The sequence below is a fragment of the Pseudodesulfovibrio senegalensis genome, assembly GCF_008830225.1.
GTDB lineage: Bacteria > Desulfobacterota > Desulfovibrionia > Desulfovibrionales > Desulfovibrionaceae > Pseudodesulfovibrio > Pseudodesulfovibrio senegalensis.
The window spans coordinates 276,540-294,294 of record NZ_WAIE01000003.1 but is presented as its reverse complement, the minus strand read 5'-3'; the positions used below and the strand labels follow the sequence as shown (position 1 = coordinate 294,294).

General features: G+C 62.3%; 18 protein-coding genes. 1 reads left to right on the top strand and 17 read right to left on the bottom strand.

From position 1 onward, the window contains the following. Positions 1–120: 120 nt before the first annotated feature. Genes F8A88_RS09645 through F8A88_RS09635 form a run of 3 tightly spaced genes read right to left on the bottom strand, consistent with a single transcriptional unit; the run spans position 121 to position 3,605 of the window. The gene (locus F8A88_RS09645) at positions 121–2,316 is read right to left on the bottom strand and encodes a sensor histidine kinase (protein ID WP_151150930.1); all 2,196 of its coding nucleotides are present in this window, start codon (positions 2,314–2,316) and stop codon (positions 121–123) included. Between the two features lie 3 nt (positions 2,317–2,319). Beyond that, positions 2,320–3,051 (bottom strand): DUF4390 domain-containing protein, encoded by a 732-nt coding sequence (locus F8A88_RS09640; RefSeq protein WP_151150929.1) that lies wholly within the window; start codon positions 3,049–3,051, stop codon positions 2,320–2,322. After that, a complete protein-coding gene (locus F8A88_RS09635; RefSeq protein WP_151150928.1) occupies positions 3,018–3,605 on the bottom strand; it encodes a phage connector family protein in 588 nt (195 codons plus the stop codon). The genes F8A88_RS09640 and F8A88_RS09635 overlap by 34 nt, the downstream gene beginning before the upstream one ends. A 266-nt stretch (positions 3,606–3,871) precedes the next feature. On the opposite strand from F8A88_RS09635, the gene F8A88_RS09630 reads away from it, so the two are divergent. Beyond that, the gene (locus F8A88_RS09630; RefSeq protein WP_151150927.1) at positions 3,872–5,149 is read left to right on the top strand and encodes a cyclic di-GMP phosphodiesterase; all 1,278 of its coding nucleotides are present in this window, start codon (positions 3,872–3,874) and stop codon (positions 5,147–5,149) included. 65 nt (positions 5,150–5,214) lie between these two features. Here F8A88_RS09630 and F8A88_RS09625 read toward each other — a convergent pair whose 3' ends face one another. From F8A88_RS09625 to F8A88_RS09565, 14 genes are all read right to left on the bottom strand, one after another. Continuing rightward, a complete protein-coding gene (locus tag F8A88_RS09625) occupies positions 5,215–7,371 on the bottom strand; it encodes a hybrid sensor histidine kinase/response regulator (RefSeq protein WP_151150926.1) in 2,157 nt (718 codons plus the stop codon). A gap of 175 nt (positions 7,372–7,546) precedes the next feature. After that, complete coding sequence (locus F8A88_RS09620; protein ID WP_151150925.1) at positions 7,547–9,001, bottom strand: SPOR domain-containing protein; 1,455 nt, start codon at positions 8,999–9,001, stop codon at positions 7,547–7,549. Positions 9,002–9,019: 18 nt separating this feature from the next. Then, positions 9,020–9,973 (bottom strand): type II secretion system F family protein, encoded by a 954-nt coding sequence (locus tag F8A88_RS09615; RefSeq protein WP_151150924.1) that lies wholly within the window; start codon positions 9,971–9,973, stop codon positions 9,020–9,022. Positions 9,974–9,982: 9 nt separating this feature from the next. Further along, the gene (locus F8A88_RS09610; protein WP_151150923.1) at positions 9,983–10,954 is read right to left on the bottom strand and encodes a type II secretion system F family protein; all 972 of its coding nucleotides are present in this window, start codon (positions 10,952–10,954) and stop codon (positions 9,983–9,985) included. A gap of 4 nt (positions 10,955–10,958) precedes the next feature. After that, complete coding sequence (locus F8A88_RS09605; protein WP_151150922.1) at positions 10,959–12,326, bottom strand: TadA family conjugal transfer-associated ATPase; 1,368 nt, start codon at positions 12,324–12,326, stop codon at positions 10,959–10,961. Next, positions 12,323–13,531, bottom strand: a complete 1,209-nt coding sequence (locus tag F8A88_RS09600; RefSeq protein ID WP_151150921.1) for a CpaE/TadZ family protein — start codon at positions 13,529–13,531, stop codon at positions 12,323–12,325. The genes F8A88_RS09605 and F8A88_RS09600 overlap by 4 nt, the downstream gene beginning before the upstream one ends. 10 nt (positions 13,532–13,541) lie before the next feature. Continuing rightward, positions 13,542–13,697, bottom strand: a complete 156-nt coding sequence (locus tag F8A88_RS15760; protein ID WP_161598374.1) for a hypothetical protein — start codon at positions 13,695–13,697, stop codon at positions 13,542–13,544. After that, positions 13,697–13,984: a hypothetical protein gene (locus F8A88_RS09595; protein WP_151150920.1), complete on the bottom strand. Its 288-nt coding sequence runs from the start codon at positions 13,982–13,984 to the stop codon at positions 13,697–13,699. Before F8A88_RS09595 ends, F8A88_RS15760 begins: the two co-directional genes overlap by 1 nt. Positions 13,985–13,994: 10 nt before the next feature. Beyond that, positions 13,995–15,422, bottom strand: coding sequence for a type II and III secretion system protein family protein (locus F8A88_RS09590; protein ID WP_151150919.1), 1,428 nt, complete (start codon positions 15,420–15,422; stop codon positions 13,995–13,997). Between the two features lie 14 nt (positions 15,423–15,436). After that, positions 15,437–16,246: a Flp pilus assembly protein CpaB gene (gene cpaB, locus F8A88_RS09585; protein WP_151150918.1), complete on the bottom strand. Its 810-nt coding sequence runs from the start codon at positions 16,244–16,246 to the stop codon at positions 15,437–15,439. Positions 16,247–16,261: 15 nt separating this feature from the next. Beyond that, positions 16,262–16,807: an A24 family peptidase gene (locus F8A88_RS09580; protein WP_151150917.1), complete on the bottom strand. Its 546-nt coding sequence runs from the start codon at positions 16,805–16,807 to the stop codon at positions 16,262–16,264. A gap of 120 nt (positions 16,808–16,927) precedes the next feature. Next, complete coding sequence (locus tag F8A88_RS09575) at positions 16,928–17,098, bottom strand: Flp family type IVb pilin (RefSeq protein WP_151150916.1); 171 nt, start codon at positions 17,096–17,098, stop codon at positions 16,928–16,930. Positions 17,099–17,136: 38 nt separating this feature from the next. After that, positions 17,137–17,307: a Flp family type IVb pilin gene (locus F8A88_RS09570; protein ID WP_151150915.1), complete on the bottom strand. Its 171-nt coding sequence runs from the start codon at positions 17,305–17,307 to the stop codon at positions 17,137–17,139. Between the two features lie 38 nt (positions 17,308–17,345). Beyond that, positions 17,346–17,516: a Flp family type IVb pilin gene (locus tag F8A88_RS09565; RefSeq protein WP_151150914.1), complete on the bottom strand. Its 171-nt coding sequence runs from the start codon at positions 17,514–17,516 to the stop codon at positions 17,346–17,348. Positions 17,517–17,755 lie beyond the last annotated feature (239 nt).

Sequence of the window (17,755 nt, the reverse complement as noted above, 5' to 3'; positions counted from 1 at the left end):
AAGTGGCGATTCACTACCACAGGCCAACGAATCGCGTCAATGCGTTTTTTGGTTCGGACATGCTTTTCACGCTCTTTTTTTGCGGGTCGAACCCGCCGTGATCTTCAAGGGTTACGACGTTCATGCCCGCACCGGCAACACCAGTTCAAAAACACTGCCCCCGGGCTTGTTGGGACGAACGCTCACCGACCCCTTGTGATCGCTGACAATGGAACGCACGATGGCCAGCCCCAATCCGGTGCCGCCTTTCTTGCGCGAAAAATACGGCTCGAACATGCGCGAAACGTCTTCCTCGGAAAGACCGGGACCGTTGTCCTGTACCGAAATATGCACCACGCCCTCGTCCTTGCTGTGGTTCACGGTGACCACAACCTCGCCGTCGTCGCGGCCCTCCAGAGCCTCCACAGCGTTGGTGAACAGATTGATGAACACCTTGCGCAGGCCTTCGTGGTCGAAAACCATGCGCTCCACGGGCGTTTCAATGCGCAGATCCCAACGGATGCCCCGATGTGTGGTGCGGAACATGGCCACGACCTCTTCCACGAGCGGCACCAGATAATCTGCCTTGAACTGCGCCTCGGGAATCTTGGCGTAGGCGGAAAACTCGGAAACCATCTGCTGCAGCCGCTCCACCTGTCGCACGATCAGATCCGTGCATTCATTGAAGACGCGTTCGTCCACGGCCTCGCCGTAACGGCGCTGCAGGCGCTGGGCCGAAAGCTTGATGGGCGTGAGCGGGTTCTTGATCTCGTGGGCGATGCGCCGGGCCACCTCACGCCAGGCCGCCAGCCGCTGCATCTTCTCCAGCTCGGTGATGTCTTCCAGCACCACGACGGTGCCGGCCGTGCCGCCGCCCATTTCCCCGAGGCTCACGATGTTGACCAGCACCTTGATGACCCTGTCGCGTACGGGCAGGTCCACCTGCCGCGACCAGACCGAGGCCGGGCTGCCCTTGAGCTGTTCCATGGCCTCGGCCATGAGCTCCGCGAATTCCCCGGAGAGCAGCACCTGGGGCTTCTTGCCGATGAGAAACGCCGAGGGCACGCCCAGAATGCGCTCGGCCGCCTTGTTCACGGTGCCGATGCGTCCGGCATCGTCCATGGAAATCACGCCCGATGTGATGTTGTCCAGAACGGCCTCGATATAGGAACCGCGCCGTTCCAGCTCCTGATTCTGCTGTGCCAGCCGCTGCTGGGCACGCTGCTCGCTCTCCTGACTGCTTTCAAGGTCCTCGGCCATGAGGTTGAACGAACCGACAAGAAAGCCCAGCTCGTCGTCTGACGGGTCTTCCAGACGCACGGTCAGGTCGCCCTTGGCAATACGCTCCGTACCAGCCGCCAAGGCCTGCACGGGCGCGGAAATCTCCTTGGCCAGCCGGAATCCGAACCAGATGGCTCCGAGAATGATAAGCATGGTCATGACCCCGAGCGTCAGGTACAAGGTCATTTTCCACGGATATTTCAATGTCTTGAGTTTCTTGTATTCATCAAGCCCGCGCACGATCTGGTCCAGCCGGTGCAAAACACCCTGCCCGGCGGTTTCGCCCAGCACAAGGAAGCCGGAACGCCCCTCGTCCACGGGCGTGACCCCCACGATCAGGTCGCTGTCCGGCTTGGAAAGAATGGTGGACCACGGCCGGGGCTTTTCCTTGAGGCTTTCCCAGTCCACCTTTTCCGCGATCTCGGGCCATGCCTTCTCCCACCGGGCCGAGGAGTGGGTGTTCTGGAACTTGCCCGCCGGGGTCACAACGCCCACGAGGCTCAGACCGTACTCCGCGTACTTGTCGCCCAGAAAGGTGTTCATGCCCTTGCCGCCCCAACGGTATTCGCGTTCCTTGATCTCGTCGATCATGTTCTTGCCGCGCCGCTCCAGCCGCTCCTGCATGGAACCGTAAAAAGCCCGGCCCAGTTCAAGGGCCTGTTCCATGGATTCCTCCACCTGCCCCTTGAACCAGTAATCCACCGAGGTCTGCACGAACTTCACGCTGACCAGGAACATGAGCATGGTGGGGATGAGCGAAAGGGAAATGAACGCCAGCACCAGCCGGGTGCGCAGCCGGGAGCCGAGCACCCTGCGCCGCCGTTCCAGCAGCAGCTTGACACTGTTGCGGGCCACGATGAAAAAAACCACCAGCAGCAGAATGAAATTGAGGTTCAGCAATCCGAGGAAAAGATAGGAATTGCCGCCAAGGTATTTGAGCTCCACCCATGTCAGCACCGCGATGAGCGCAAAACACACGCCCGCGGCAATGAGTTCGCGCCTGCGGCGCTTGCGCTCCCGGTTGTCCGAGGTGCTGATGTGGATGTATTCGGTCATGGCCTAGTACCGGAACTCCAGGGCATAGGAAGTTGACGGCCCCTGGTTCCAGTCCCAGAAAAACAATGTTCGCGTGACCCACCCCGGGACCTCGGTCTGGTGCATGGTCACGGCCATGTCCAGATTGTACATGGTGCCGCGTTGCAACAGGGCCCAACGACCCAGAGGCATGCGTACCGAAGCCCACGCGGTCTTGAGCAGGGCGGCCAGATCCGCGCCCCGCAGCTCGCGGCCCCGCTGACCGTCGCGGATCACGAACTCCCCGGACAGGGCGTCGTAGCCCATCCGCCACGTGTACCGTTTCTGGCCGATCCGGGTGTCGAACCAGTACTGGCGGACACGAAACAGGGAGGCGCTGCAGCTGACCTCGCGCGAAACGCCGTCTTTCAGGGCGGCTGCCACCCCGTTCACGTCACGCAGGTCAATGCCGAGGCGCACCTGCAGTTCGTCCCCCGCATGGTCGATGGCCGGCTGGCGCAACACCAGCGTCTGGCCGCATGAAGCCCCGGCGGAAACCACCATGAGCACCACGGCCGCAACAGTCCACACAAGGGTGGGCAAACGGTCACGCAAACGACAAACGGCCGGGAAACGGCTCACAAACGAACGGGACATGATCTTCATGCTGCCGAATGTAACAGCCGGGCATTGAAAGAACAAGAGCGGCCCGCCCGGCAGGACGCCCGCGCCCGCACATGCGGTCAGTACGCGCAGCCGTGCCTGGCCCGCAGCCACTGCGTGCTGCGCAAGGCTCCGGGCACGCCCTCACGCGCGTCAATGCCGCGCGCCTCGCCCAGTTTTTCCTGATACGCATGCCACAGGGCATCGGCCAGCGACGTGGAACCCGTCAGCGGATAGGCCAGCATGGCTGCCAACCGTGCGGAAAGCGCCTCGGAAAGCAGCGCATCGTACCGCTTGGGGTTTTCCTCGCGGCGCACGTAGGCCAGCATGAGCGGCGCGGCCTCGTTGCACAGGATCACCTGCCCCTGTATTTCCCAGTCGCGCACCTCGGCGTCGTCCGCACCGGCCACGCGCACCACCCGCAGGCAGTCCGTGGGCAAAACGTACTTTCGCTCCCACCGCCAGCGCGGCGCGTCCACGGACGCGGCCAGTTCAGCCTGCGCCATGCAGCAGTTCCACGGGTGCGCCCGCAGCACCGCATCACGGGACGCGGGCCACCTGCGGTTGCACAACCGCGCGCCCTTGCTTTCGTCCACAAGAGACATGATGGGGTCCTCTCCCAGGTCCTGCAACGCGTTGTTGCATATCTCGATCACACTGTCGGCCATGAATCCTCCCCATTGTTGTGTGTTGGCCCGATTCCGGGCGGAGTCCCAGTATACCCCGCCCCCGGCCACCGGGACGCAACAGCAGGGGAAAAGGACACAAACGGGAAAAACAATCCCCTTGACCCGTTTTGGAAACACCGCCTCGTGCCACGGGAAAAACCAACCGCAAACATGTGATTTTGATCAAAATCATTTGATTTTTACCGGCATTCGGCTCTATAGTGCCGGAAGCAACTGAATCAAGCCGATACGGTGGGGAGCCCGTCATGGCCAAAATGAACATTCCTGAATACAGGATATCCGTGGACCGTCTGCGTCCCGGGGTCTTCATTCGTCTCGAGAAAACCGGCTGGTTCTCCCATCCCTTCCTGTTCAACAGCTTCAAGATCACGAGTCCGGAACAGATAGACATCCTGCGCCAACTGGGCGTGGGCAAGGTTTTGTGCATACCGGAAAAAAGCGACGTGTTGCCCGGCGCACAGGACGAAAAACCGGTCCCGGCGCCCTGCGAACCCGACGCGACCCGGCAGATGCTGGACGAAATGTGGGAACTCAAACGGGAGCGCACCCGCCGTCTGGAAGAAAAAAAGCAGCGCATGGCCGAATGCGAAAACCACTACTTCGAATCAGTGCGGGACATCACCAACATCATGAAAGGCATGGTCCGTGGCAACGGGGAATCCGTGCTGGACGCCCGCGAGTTCGTGCGGCGGCTGGCCCGCCATTTTCTTGAAGACCGGGAATCCACCCTGCACCTCATGAACGTGCTGCCCCGCATCGAGCCGGTCTATTCCCATTCGCTGAACGTGGCCGTGCTGTCCATGATGGCCGGGCGCGAAGCCGGATTCTCGAAAGAGCAAATGGAACTGCTGGGCATGGGCGCGCTGTTTCACGACATCGGCAAGACACGCATTGAAAAGAAATTGCTGCGCAAACGCGGGCCACTGACCAAGCCCGAGCAGGAACTGCTGGAAAAGCACCCGGAATTCGGCGTGGAAATCCTCGCGAAAATCGCCGACTTCCCGGCCGAAGCCCTTCCGGCCGTGGCCCAGCACCACGAACGCGCGGACGGATCCGGCTACCCGGACGGACTCACGGGCGAACAGACCGACCGACTGGCACGCATGGTCAACATCGCCAATTCCTACGACAATCTCTGCAACAATTCCGATCCCGAGGAAAACCTGACCCCGTATCTGGCCCTTTCCTATATGTTCGGGCAGGGCAAGGCCCTCTACGACATGGAACTGCTGACCTCGTTCATCCGCTGCCTCGGGGTGTACCCGCCCGGCACGGTGGTGCAGCTCACCAACGGCACCATCGGCATGGTCATGTCCGTGAACCCGGCCAACCAACTGCGGCCCAGTGTCGTGCTCTATGATTCGGAAATCCCGAAAAAGGAAGCGCTCATCGTGGAACTGGCGGACGAGGCCGAACTGCAGGTGGAAAAAAGCATCCGGCTCTCGCACCTGCCACCGGAAATCTTCGAATATCTCAATCCCCGCTCCCGCATCACCTACTACGTGGACCCGGACGACCTGTAGCCGAGGCACAGGCCGCTCCGTCCCTCCTTCATTCTTCCGTCGGCAGTCGTTGCCGCAACAAGGGGTCAGCCGATCAGGTCTGAGTCGTCGTCCCGGCCCAGCATGCGGCCGAGGCTTTCCATGAGTTCGTGCTTGAGGATGGGCTTCATGATGAAATCGCCGATGCCGGCATCGCGCAGACGGTCATAGGAAACCGCCTCGCTGAAGCCCGTACACAGGATGATGGGCTGGTCCGGGCGCACGCGCAGAATCTCGCGCGAAAGCTCCAACCCGGTCATGTTGGGCATGGTCTGGTCCGTGATGACCAGATCGAAATCGTGGGCGCGGTGCCGGAAAGCCTCCAGCGCCTCGATGCTGCTGGTACGGGTGACCACCTCGAACCCGAACGATTCGAGCATGTCGCGCCCGATGTCCACCAGCGCCTTTTCGTCGTCCACGAACAGGATGCGCCCACGGGTGAAAACCAGCTGGGGCAGGGCCGCGGCCTCGGGCCGGGCCAGATCGGGCGTGCGGGGCAGATACACGGAAAAAATCGCACCCTGTCCGGGCTCGCTGTGCACGTGCACGTGGCCTTCGTGTTTGCGCACGATGCCATGCACCATGGAAAGGCCCATGCCCGTGCCTTCACCCAGCTCCTTGGTGGTGAAAAACGGGTCGAAAACCCGGTCCATGGTTTCAGCGTCCATGCCGTGGCCGGTGTCGGTCACGCGCAGGCGCACGAACCATTCGGGCCGTCCCACGTCGCCGGGGATGAACATCCTGTCGGTCTCGTCCGCATCGGCCACCTCCACGTCCAGCCGCCCGCCGTGTTCCCGCATGGCATGGGCAGCGTTGGTGCACAGGTTCAGGATGATCTGGTGCATCTGGGTGGGATCGGCCATGATGCGGTCGTCCTCGGCCCCGGTGTTCACGTTGATCTCCACGTTGGCCGGAATGCTGGAGCGCAACAGCTTGAGCGCCTCCTTGACCAGCGGAATCAGGGTCATGGGCTGGCGCTCCTGCGGACCCTGCCGCGAAAAATTCAGTATCTGGGTAACCAGATCCCGGGCCCGCTCCCCGGCCCGCATGATCTCCGTGACCCGCCGTTCCAGCGTGCTGTCCGGCTCGGCCGAGCTGTGCACGATCTCGGCATAGCCCATGATCACGCCGAGAATGTTGTTGAAGTCGTGGGCAATGCCCCCGGCCAGCGTGCCGAGCGCCTCCATTTTCTGGGCCAGCCGCAGCTGCTCCTCAAGCTCCATGCGTTCGGTGATGTCCACAAAATAGCCGCGTATCTCCTCAAGCCCGCCCTCGCCCATGACACCGTCCACGGTGGCCAGCAAATGCACGCGCCCGGAGGAGCCGCGGAAACTCGTCTCGTGGTTGCGCAACCGCCCGGTCCGTTCCAGCTGTTCGCGCAGATTCATGCCCGATCCCAGCGAATCCCAGACGTCGAAAAGATTTTCTCCCTCCACGCTCGACGGCTCCGCAAACCCGAACATGTCGGCAAATGCCTTGTTGCAGTTCAGGATCAGCCCGTCGCCGTCGGCCACGAAGTTGGCAGTGATATCCTTGTCGAACAGCAGCCGGTAGCGTTCTTCGCTGGCTTCCAGCTGCCGGAGCACGGACGCCCGCTTGGCAATATCGCGCATGAGCCGCTGGTTGGCGTGGTTCAGTTCCGCGGTGCGGCTGTCCACGATATGGGTCAGGCGTTCGTTGAACTCGAAAAGCTGCAACTGCATGCGCCATTTGTGGCACAGGGAGTTGGCCAGCTGGCGCAATTCCTGCGAGCGAAAGGGTTTTTGCAGGTACAGGAGTTTTTCCGGCGGCGGAACCCGGCGGTTGAGCTCGGCAAGCGGCACGTCCCCGGACGAGGAAAGCATGACGATCTCCACGTTGGGGTCCACGGACCGCAGCCGCGCCGCCGCCTCCACCCCGTCCGAGCCCTGCTGGCGCATGTTGATCAGGGCCACGGCAAAGGGCTCTTCCCTGCCGATGGCCATGGCTGCCTCGCGCAGTGCCTCGCGTGCGTCCCGATGGCAACTGACCTGAAAAACCATCTGTTCGGAGCCCTCGGCGGCCTCCTGCGTATGGTGCCCGGAAGCTCCGGCACTGTCCGCAATAAGGGCCTCCAGCGCAGAGGCGTCCCCACGCTCGAAACAGAGGATGTCCCGGTACTGGGTCAGCATCTCGGTGTCGGGATCAATGGCGAGTATGCGAAATCCGGAAGAATGTTCATCCATTGCGGCCACGCTCCGGGGTCTGGACAGGGCTGTGCGGTTCAACAGGTAATGGTCTGTAGTATAATGCATGGATAGACAAATGGAAAGGTGGAAACAAATGGCGGCCGGGGCACGCCCCCGGCCGCCTGCAACGGAGATTTTCGGAATGGCTTGCTGCTGTCCTCTCCGCTATTGCTCAATTGGTGGCTACTCCGGAATCCAGCCGCACGATCATGGCCCTGTCCAGCCCGCAGGACTCGAGGACGCCGGGCCGGTCCTTGGCAGCCTCGGCCCTGCTGGAATAGCGGCCCACCACCACGCGGTGCCACCTGCCACGCTCGCCAAGGTCCACCTCGTTGATCCACGTGGAAAAGCCGCGCTTTTCCAGTCGCTCGCAATCGCGGCTGGCGCGGTTCACATCCTGCCACGAGCTGACATGAATGCCGTACACAGGCTGTATTGCATCCCCGGTTGCCGAAGACCGCTTTGAGACCTGCACCTTGGAAGGCTTGGCTGCCCCGGTGGAGATTTCGGGCGAGGCCGCTTCAGGAGTTGCAGCGGCAGGCGCGGCAATGTCAGGTTTCAGGTCGCGTTCCTGCACGGGCTGCGGCCCGGGAACACTCGCGGCCTTGGCTGCGGTTGCCGCACGGGGCAAGGCCGCGGACGCCTTGACAACGTCCGCAGCCTCGCCGGCAGCCTGCCCCACGGACGGGAAAGGTCCCGGGGACAGTCGGTTCGGGGTTGAACCATCAATATCGGCACTGAAACGCGCAGCCATGCGGGCGCGTTTCAGGTTCTCGTCGGCCATGGTGTAATAGGAAGGCGAAAGCTCAAGGGCCCGCTCGAAATAGGGAATGGCCTCAACGGGCTGGCCGCCGGAAAGCAGCACATAGCCGAGATTGTTGTAGGCCTTGGCTTCGCCGCCAGCATAACGGAAGGCCTCCAGCGCCTCGCCGCGCCGGTTCATGTTGGTCAGGGCCAGCCCGAGGTTGTTGTAGGTACGCGGACAGGCGCCGCCCTTTTGCAGTGCCTGCGAAAAGGCCTGTGCGGCACTGGCGTAGTCCTTGCGGGCGATGTGCACCACGCCCAGATTGTTCAGGATGGCGGCAGAATCATTGCCGTCATGCAGTTCCAGGGCCTTGCCGAAGCAAGCCGCGGCCTGATCGTATTCGCCGCGCCGGTCGTGAAGGATGCCCAGATAGTTGTGGGCCTTCCACAGGGACGGGTCCGTTGTCACGGCCATGGACAGGTGCGACTCGGCTTCATCGAACAACCCGGCCCGAAAATAGATGGTCCCGGCCCCCTGATTGGCGCGGGCGTGATCGGGCTGTGCCTGAAGCACGGCCAGAAACTCGTTCAGTGCCAGTTCGTCCTGCCCCTTGGTGGTCAGCAGTTCGCCCTTGAGCACCCGGATCTCGATGTTGCCCGGGTCCTTTTCCTGCGCCTTGTTCAGGTGCACGAAGGCCATCTCGTAATTGCCGCGCTCGGAATACCCCTTGGCAATCTTCAAATGCTTTGCCCCGTCAAGGTCCAGTTCAGTGTCCTTGCCGTAGGCAAATTCCTTGAAATCGCCATCCATGTTCTTGGAAGCGCAACCGCACAGCAGCGCGGCCATGGCCAGAAACAGGATGATGTGACACGTCGTTTTCATGACTCCCCTCCTTGCCGCCTAATTGGGCAGCACTTCGAAAACATCGCCGAGCATGATGATCGCCGGTCCCATGATGGTGGCGAACAATGCCGGAAGAATGAACAGGATGAGCGGCAGCATGAGCTTGACCGGCAGCTTGGCTGCGGCCTCTTCCGCCTTTTGCTGGCGCCTCTTGCGCATGGAATCCGAATAGACCCGCAGGGTCCGGCCCACGCTGATGCCGAAAATATCCGCCTGGATGAGCAGGGTCACCAGGCTGTTGAGATCGTCCAGCCCCACCCGGCGCGAAAGGGCGCGCAGGGCGTCCGCACGCTTCTTGCCCGCACGCAGTTCAAGGGTCAGCAGATAAAATTCCTCGCTGATCTCCGGGCCGGAAAGCCGCATTTCCTCGCACACGCGGGTAATGGCCTGATCCAGCCCCATGCCGGACTCCACGCAGACCACAAGCAGGTCCAGCGCATCGGGCAGGGCGTTGGTCACGCTGGTCTGGCGCTTCTTGAGCCGGGAGGAAAGCCACAGGTCCGGGGCATACATGCCCGCAGCCAATGCCCCGGCACCGGCGAACATGGTCGCGCCCATGCTCATGTCGTCGAACAAAAAAGTCCGTGCGCCCATGAACAGAGCGAGCATGATCAGGGCCATGCCCGCCTTGGCGCCCTGAAAGACGCGATAGGATTCGGGCTTGCGCAGTCCGGCCTGCACCAGCTTGAGGCGCGAGGCGTTTTCGCGTTCCTCTTCCTTGGGAGCGACCCGGGACCCGAGCTTGTCGAACATGCGCGCAAGGGAGCGGCCCGCATCGCGCAGGGCGTGACCCAGCGCAGAGCCGTTGTCGGCCCGGCCGCCGTGCACGCGATCGCGGATGCGCTCCACGTTGCCCGCGCCGGAAAGGAACCCGAACACGCCGTACACGCCCAGAAGCACGGACACGAATCCAAGCCCGGCGGCGATCAGCGGATAAACATACTCGTTCATGGCGGCTCCCTAGATGGTGATCCTGATCATGCGCCGGATGACGAAAATGCCCAGCGTCATGGAAACCACGGCCCCCATGGCCATGGCCCGGCCCAGCTCTTCCTTGTAGAGCAGGCTCATGTATTCGGGATTGATGATGTACAGGGCCGATGCCACCACGAACGGCAGGGCCGTGAGGATCATGGCGGACATGCGGCCCTCGGCCGAAAGCACGCGCACCTGCCCGAACAGCTCGAAGCGTTCGCGCACCAGCCGGGCGATGTTGGAAATGATCTCCGCAAGGTTGCCACCGGTTTCCCTCTGGATGTTCACGGAAACCACGAAAAACTTGAGGTCCGGGCAATCCACGCGGTGCAGCAGGTCGGTCAGGGACTGGTCCGCGTCCTTACCGTAGTTGATCTCCTCGAGGGTCTGGCGAAATTCCGCGCCGATGGGATCGTCGAACTCATCGGCCACCATGCGCATGGCACCGTTGAAGGTATGCCCGGCCTTGAGCGCGCGGGTCATGAGGTCCAGCGCCTCGGGGAGCTGCTGGGTGAAACGCTCCATGCGCTTGGCCTTCTTGCGCTTGAGCATGAACACGGGCAGGGAACCGCACACATAGGCGATGACCGCGGAACCCAGCGGGTTGCCCGTGGCCAGCGCGGCCGCATACAGCCCGGCAAGGCCCAGCAGGGCCGAGGCCAGCATGTAGGTGCCGGGCGTGCCCTTGGCGTCCGCCTGCCGGATGAGCCTGCGCAGGTTCGCGGCCAGCTTCATGTTTTCCAGCATGCGGTTGAACCACGGCACGTCGCTCATGGACGAGGAGCGCCGGACCAGTTCCACGCGTTCGTCGTCCGCGTTTTCCAGCCCCAACGCGCGCAACCGGTCGCGCACCTTGCGCTCGGCCTTGTCCTGTGCGGAGCGGCCAAGGGCCGCAAAGCCGGAAACCAACAGGAACAGCACCGCGGCCATGACGACTATGATCAATACGCTCTGCATACGGCTACCCCAGCTTCCGGGCTTCGAAAATGTCCGGCGGGAACGGCGTTCCCATGCGGTTGAGCTTTTCGCTGAACTTGGGACGAATGCCGCGACCCATGAAATCCCCTACGACCATGCCCTTGGAATCCACGCCGGTCTGCTCGAAGGCGAAGATTTCCTGCATGGTGATGATCTCGCCTTCCATGCCCGTGACTTCCTGCACGCTGATGACCTTGCGCGTGCCGTCCACCAGACGGGTGGCCTGAATGATCACGTCCACGGCCGAAGAAATGTACCGCTTGAGGGAAACGTCTGAAATGTTCAAGCCGGCCATGGAAACCATGGTCTCAAGGCGCATCAGGCAATCGCGCGGCGAGTTGGCGTGGATGGTGGTCAGGGAGCCGTCGTGGCCCGTGTTCATGGCCTGCAGCATGTCCAGGGCCTCGGCGGAACGGACCTCGCCCACGATGATGCGGTCCGGCCGCATGCGCAGGCAGTTCTTGACCAGTTCGCGCTGGGAGATCTCGCCCTTGCCCTCGATGTTGGCGGGCCGGGTCTCAAGCCGCACCACGTGCTCCTGCTTCATCTGCAATTCGGCCGCGTCCTCGATGGTCACGATGCGCTCGTCCTCGGGGATGAAGCGCGAGAGGCAGTTGAGCAGCGTGGTCTTGCCCGAGCCCGTACCGCCGGAAATGATCACGTTCAGCCGGCACTTGACGATGCCGTCGAAGACCATGGCCATTTCATCGGTGAACGCGCCGAACCCGATCAGGTCGCGCACTTCGAGAGGGTCCTTGGAAAACTTGCGTATGGACAGGGACGGGCCGTCCAGAGCCAGCGGCGGAATGATGGCGTTGACGCGGGAACCGTCCAGCAGGCGGGCGTCCACCATGGGCTGGGATTCATCGATGCGCCGTCCCACCCGAGAGACGATGCGGTCGATGATCTTGCGCAGGTGGTCGTCGTCGCGGAACCGGGCCTTGGTCAGTTGCAGCTTGCCCTTGCGCTCCACGAAAATCTGCTTGTAGCCGTTGACCAGAATGTCGTTGACCGTGTCGTCCTTGACGAACGGCTCCAGCGGACCCAACCCGATGACCTCGTCCTGAATCTCGGAGAGCATGCGCTTGCGCTCGGCCATGTTCAACGGGGCGCTCTGGAATTCTTCCCAAAGCAATCCTTCGGTGGCGCTGGCTATCTCCGCCTTGGTTTCCTCTTCGGAAAGGCGGTCCAGCACGGTCAGGTCCAAAAGGTCGATGAGCCGGGCATGGATACGGGTCTTGATGTCGAAATAGTACTCGCTGTTTTCCTCGCGCGCTTCAGCTTCGCGCGCGGGACGCGTCTGCACCCTGGCCTTGGCCTGATTGCGGTTCAACCGTTCGGCAAGATTCATGATCCTGCCCTCACGGTTTCAGGAGTGCGCTCCGGGGCCGTTGCCGTGTCGCCGCCACGCCTGAGCACACGGTCCACGAGTCCCCTGAGGGAAAAGGCCTGCTTGCGCGGCGCATCCGCATTCGGTGCCAGTTCTGCGGCCATGCGTTCCAGCATGCGCGAGGCTGCGGACCTGGGTGCCGCGTCCACCATGGGCACGCCCTGATTCATGGCCGAAAGCGCGGCCGGATAATCATGGGGAACGGCCCAGGCCACGTTGGTGTCCAGCACGGCTTCGGCTTCGCCAACGTCCACCCCCGAATCCGGAAGATGGCGGTTGACCACCAGCCGAACGCGGCGCTGCGCGTCCGGGTCCAGCGAGCGCAACCGCTTGAGCACGCGGGCCGTGCGCGACAGGGCGGGCATGCCCAGTTCCGTGACCAGCAGCAGCGAGTCGGCCAGCTCCACTTCCTTGGGCAGTTCGTCCATCTCCGAAATGGAGGCGTCCACCACCACCAGATCATAGGCCTGCCGCAGGTGTTCCAGAATCATGTACAATTCATGGTCGTCGGGCAGGGTCGCGTCCTGCGGCGCGGGCAGCACATGCAGGCCGGACTCGTGCTCGGCCATGACGCTGCGCAGATAGGTGGCGTCCAGCCGGGTGATGTCGCCCACCAGATCGCCCCAGGTGTATTCGGGAGCAAGGTCCAGGAACAGGGGCGCGTCCCCCGCGGGCTGGCGCAAATCCAGCAGGGCCACGCTTCCGGGGGCGGCCCGGTTGGCGGCCACGGCCAGATTCACGGCCATGGTGGTCACGCCCATGCCGGGCTTGGCGCCCAGCACCGTGACGATGCGACCGCGCGATCCATCGGATTCCAGATTGGCGCGCATGGCCGTGCGCATGAGCGCTGCGCGGAAATCGTCCTGTGCCACCGGATAACGCAGAAATTCTCGAATGCCGTGCCGCATGGCCCGGATCAGCAGGTCCGGGTCCGGCGCAGCCCCGGCCAGATACACGTCTTCGGCCTGCCCGGATTCCAACGCCTGAAGGATATGCGGCAGGTCCTCGTTCACGCTCGGGCCGGGCTCATAGACCAGCACGCCCATGGTTTCGGCGTCCTCGGGCTGCAACCGCACGGCGGGCATGGACTCGATCATGGCCTGCATGTGCTTTTGCTGTTCCGGGTCCGCAAGGGCCAGGGTCACGGGAATGATACGGCTATCCATCACGATTCTCCTACCGCGCGGCAGTGGCTTCGGACCGGGGTCGGGCCGGACCGGGGTCCGCGCTGAAACTGTCGAAGACAAATATGTCGGCCATGAGCACCGCGGTCATGAGCAGCATAAGCAGCAGCTCGCGCCAGCAGTTCACGTGGGGCTCGGAAAAACGCATCACTTGCCCCCTATGATGATGTCTGCCACCGAGGTGTTCGTGCTCTTGGTTTCGGGCTTGGGGCCGCTCTGGTACTTTTCCACCACGGCCTGCGTGTATTTGCCGTCCATGCCGCGCACGGGCTCGGTGCCCGCAGGCAGGGGGTTGAGGGTCTGGTCCTGCACGGCCATCTTCACGGAAGAACCGAAACGGGGCGTGGATTCCTCATGCTGCACCTGGGCGATGGAACAACCGCCCGAGGCCAGGAAAAGCGACAATATGGTCAAGGTCATCAGTCTGGTTGTCATTGCGTCCTCCTTATTTGGGCCATGCGTGGCCCACGTCGCCGTCAAATCCGGACTCGGGCCGCACAACGCTGCCGGACGAAACCTTTTCCCGGGGCGGGAACATGCGCGGGTCCGACCCGGAAGCCGAGTCCTTCCCTTCCAAAAGGCCCAGCAGGTAGAATTCGTAATCGTCGGGCTTGCGGAACCCGTCCGTGGGCAGGGACTGCTGGTCCGTGTCCAGCGGCTTGACCAGATGCGCGGTGACGATGATCACCAATTCGGTCTTGTCTTCCTGATAATCCGAGCTGCGGAACAGGCTTCCGAGGATCGGAACATCGCCCAGCACCGGAAAGCGCTGGTTGTTTTCCTTGAGGGATTCGCTGATCAGGCCGGCAATGGCGAAACTCTGGCCGTCGGCCAGTTCCACCACGGTTGTGGCCCGGCGCGTGGAAATGGCCGGAATTTCGTATCCGTCAAAGCGCAGGGCTCGGGAATAATCCAGATCCGAAACTTCGGGCGCCACCTGCAGGTTGATGGCCCCGGCGCTCATGACCGTGGGCGTGAACTTGAGACCCACGCCAAAGGGCTTGAACTCGATGGCCACGGTGCCGAAGGACTGGGGGATGGGAATGGGCACCTCGCCGCCCGCAAGGAAATTGGCTGTTTCGCCGCTTACGCAGATGAGGTTCGGCTCGGCCAGCACCCGGGCAAGGCCATGGGCCTTGAGCGCGTCCAGAAACGCGTTCATGCCGATGTTGCCGGAACCGTTGTAGCGCATGACGCTGTTGATGCGGTCGGTGAGCTGGATGAGCGTTCCGTCGTTGTTGAAGCTGGTCAGGTTGTTCAGGAACGAATAGAACAGGAAATCGTCGGTCCAGGCCTCGAAGTTCACACCCATGCGCTGCAGGGCCGTGCGGGTCATTTCGGCCACGCGGACCTCCAGCATGACCTGCTGCACCCCGTCCATGCGCATGAGGTTGACCACCTTTTCCGGGGCCACGGTCTCGGCAAGGTTCAGGGCCGCGGTCAGGCTGGCCGCGTCGGTCACGGTTCCGGCCAGTGTGATGTTCTCGGCATTGGCCATGACCTTGATGCGGTCCTCGGACGGCAGAAGCTCGTGCAGCATGCGCTTGAGTCCGGTCACGTCCGGGATGACCTGCACGTCGTACACGTCCATGACGCCGGGGCCGTCCCACAGGGTCAGGGAGGTGGTGCCGAATTCCTTGCCGGTCAGATAAATCTGCCGGGGCGAAAGCAGCAGCATCCCGGCGGTTTCCGGATCGGCGATGGACACGCGGGTCACGGGCCTGTCCGTGTTCAGCACCACGGATTTCCCGGCCACCACGCGCACGACCTTGGCCGCGTCCGAATCCACGCGCTCCCCGGCCCGGGCCACGCCCGAACACAGCAGTGCGCACAGCGCCACGGTCAGGATTCGTATTGCATATGAAGTCTTCATTGTTGCGCTCCCCCCTAAAACTTGACCTTGGTGGCGTCCGCGCCGGAGATGACCTGCACACTGACCTGCTTTTTGCCCCGGACCCGTTTTTTGGGCTTGGGCTTGGGCCGGAATGCGGCCAATGCCGACTTGGGCGTTTCCCCGTGCGTGAGCACCGTGGCGTTGTCCACCAGATTGCGCAGGGCAAAATGCAGGGTGCCGCGGGTGGAGGCCAATGCCAGACGTTCACTTTCCTGCGGCGAGAGTTCCAACGTGTACACGTCCACGGACGCGGTCACGCCTTCCTCGGTGGGCGTGTCCAGCTGGGTTCCGGTGGCCAGCACCTTGACCCACTCCAGCACCATCTTGGTCACGGGCTTTTCCTCGCGTCCCTCGGTGAGCGAAACCAGCACGTCCACGCGGTCACCCGGGTGCACGAAACCGGAAAGCCCCATGACCATGTTGCCTTTGACGGCCATGGCCCGCTTGCCGGGGGCGATCATGGCGCTGATGCCGCCGATGGGCTTGTCGCCCACCAGCTTGGAACGGGTCACGGGTTCGTTCACGCCCACGTCCATGGCCACGGTGCGGCCAACCAGCCCCTCGAAATCGCCAACAGCGCCCGCAGGTTCCGCTTCCTGCGCGTACTGACGCACGACAAGGGACTCCTCGGGGATCTTGCTGCCTTTCTTGATGGGCATCTTGGCCACCACCACGGGCACTGTGGGTACGGCGGCCTGCTTGACCGGACGACTGCTCATCCAGCGGAAGATGAGTGTGGCCGCCACCAGCGAAAGCACGAGGGCAAGGCCTATCTGGATGATTGCGCGAGAAGATCGGCTCATGGGATTCTCCTTGCCCTACGGGGCGTAAAACAGTCCGGTGCGATGAAAGGCCAGCCCCATGGATGCCAGGGTCCCTGCGGCAATGGCCACGCCGTAGCACAGCCGGGGCAGAACCCTTTCGGACTTCACGGGAACGTATTCGAACCGGTGGGAGGACAGGAGAATGAACACCGAAGCGCGGAAGTTCGCCAGCACGGCCTTGAGGTGATCCATATGCCTGAGCAAAACCACCAGGGCATAGACCCCGCCGACGAGACAGGTGAAAATGAATGCCGCGAACGCCGTGCTCGCACCGAGCCACGCGCCCACGCCGGCCATGAGCTTGACATCGCCCGCGCCCATCATGCCCAGCAGAAACGGAACCAGCATGACGCCCAGCCCGAGTCCGAACCCGGCCGAGGCAAAGAGCAGCCCGTCCAGCCCGTTCGCCACGGCATGGGCGACAAGACCGGAAAGCATGAGCGGAAACGTGAGCCAGTTGGGAATGCGCTGGCTGCGCAGATCAGTGATGACGGCTATGGCCAGGGCGGCCAGAAGCGTGATGGCGGCGGCAATGTCCATGGTTCTCCCCCGAATACCTGACATGTGATGCCGGGTCCGTCTCCTTTCGAAGACGGGGCCGGGGCGGCGGGCTTTCCCTCCCTCCGCCCCGGAACCGGCCGAAACGTTTGGTTTCCGTTGCTACGGAGTCACGGTCATCTTGGATGCGATGCCGTTGAACGTGCCGGAAACGTTGGTGCCGAGTGCGGTGACTGCGGTCACGATGGCGGCGGCGATCAGGGCGGCGATCAGGCCGTATTCCAGAGCGGTTGCGCCTTCGTCATTACGGATAAGCTGCATCATCTTGGTCATTGTCTTTCTCCTTGCTGAAAAAATGGTTGCGAAAAGATTTACGGGGTCACGGTCATCTTGGAAGCGATGCCGTTGAACGTGCCGGAAACGTTGGTGCCGAGCGCGGTGACCGCGGTCACGATGGCGGCGGCGATCAGGGCGGCGATCAGGCCGTATTCCAGAGCGGTTGCGCCTTCGTCACTGCGGATGAGCTGCATCATCTTGGTCATTGTCTTTCTCCTTGCTGAAAAAATGGTTGCGAAAAAATTTACGGGGTCACGGTCATCTTGGAAGCAATGCCGTTGAACGTACCGGCCACGTTGGTGCCGAGCGCGGTGACCGCGGTCACGATGGCGGCGGCGATCAAGGCGGCGATCAGGCCGTATTCCAGAGCGGTTGCACCATCTTCGTCGCAAATGAGTTGCTTGGTCCTGATCATTGTCTTTTCTCCTTCCGGTAAAAACCGAACTGTTCGTTTTTTCCCGCCGATGTCTCCCCTTCCTCAAACATGCCCTACCAAGAGCATGCCCTTCATTGAGCAACCACCGTGCCATTGGCTCAAAAACGCTCATTTTTCTTTTTTATCATTCTGAAATAATTGGAGTAAAAAATAATTATCCGCTCATGCAGCACAAACGTTGTGAACATGAACGAACGCGATAATCCATAAAAAATGGA

Excerpts from the sequence above, each read along its gene's own strand:
- F8A88_RS09645 (WP_151150930.1), bottom strand. The coding sequence starts at position 2,316 with ATGACCGAATACATCCACATCAGCACCTCGGACAACCGGGAGCGCAAG.
- F8A88_RS09635 (WP_151150928.1), bottom strand. The coding sequence starts at position 3,605 with ATGGCCGACAGTGTGATCGAGATATGCAACAACGCGTTGCAGGACCTG.
- F8A88_RS09630 (WP_151150927.1), top strand. The coding sequence starts at position 3,872 with ATGGCCAAAATGAACATTCCTGAATACAGGATATCCGTGGACCGTCTG.
- F8A88_RS09625 (WP_151150926.1), bottom strand. The coding sequence starts at position 7,371 with ATGGATGAACATTCTTCCGGATTTCGCATACTCGCCATTGATCCCGAC.
- F8A88_RS09620 (WP_151150925.1), bottom strand. The coding sequence starts at position 9,001 with ATGAAAACGACGTGTCACATCATCCTGTTTCTGGCCATGGCCGCGCTG.
- F8A88_RS09615 (WP_151150924.1), bottom strand. The coding sequence starts at position 9,973 with ATGAACGAGTATGTTTATCCGCTGATCGCCGCCGGGCTTGGATTCGTG.
- F8A88_RS09610 (WP_151150923.1), bottom strand. The coding sequence starts at position 10,954 with ATGCAGAGCGTATTGATCATAGTCGTCATGGCCGCGGTGCTGTTCCTG.
- F8A88_RS09605 (WP_151150922.1), bottom strand. The coding sequence starts at position 12,326 with ATGAATCTTGCCGAACGGTTGAACCGCAATCAGGCCAAGGCCAGGGTG.
- F8A88_RS09600 (WP_151150921.1), bottom strand. The coding sequence starts at position 13,531 with ATGGATAGCCGTATCATTCCCGTGACCCTGGCCCTTGCGGACCCGGAA.
- F8A88_RS15760 (WP_161598374.1), bottom strand. The coding sequence starts at position 13,697 with ATGCGTTTTTCCGAGCCCCACGTGAACTGCTGGCGCGAGCTGCTGCTT.
- F8A88_RS09595 (WP_151150920.1), bottom strand. The coding sequence starts at position 13,984 with ATGACAACCAGACTGATGACCTTGACCATATTGTCGCTTTTCCTGGCC.
- F8A88_RS09590 (WP_151150919.1), bottom strand. The coding sequence starts at position 15,422 with ATGAAGACTTCATATGCAATACGAATCCTGACCGTGGCGCTGTGCGCA.
- cpaB (WP_151150918.1), bottom strand. The coding sequence starts at position 16,246 with ATGAGCCGATCTTCTCGCGCAATCATCCAGATAGGCCTTGCCCTCGTG.
- F8A88_RS09580 (WP_151150917.1), bottom strand. The coding sequence starts at position 16,807 with ATGGACATTGCCGCCGCCATCACGCTTCTGGCCGCCCTGGCCATAGCC.
- F8A88_RS09575 (WP_151150916.1), bottom strand. The coding sequence starts at position 17,098 with ATGACCAAGATGATGCAGCTTATCCGTAATGACGAAGGCGCAACCGCT.
- F8A88_RS09570 (WP_151150915.1), bottom strand. The coding sequence starts at position 17,307 with ATGACCAAGATGATGCAGCTCATCCGCAGTGACGAAGGCGCAACCGCT.
- F8A88_RS09565 (WP_151150914.1), bottom strand. The coding sequence starts at position 17,516 with ATGATCAGGACCAAGCAACTCATTTGCGACGAAGATGGTGCAACCGCT.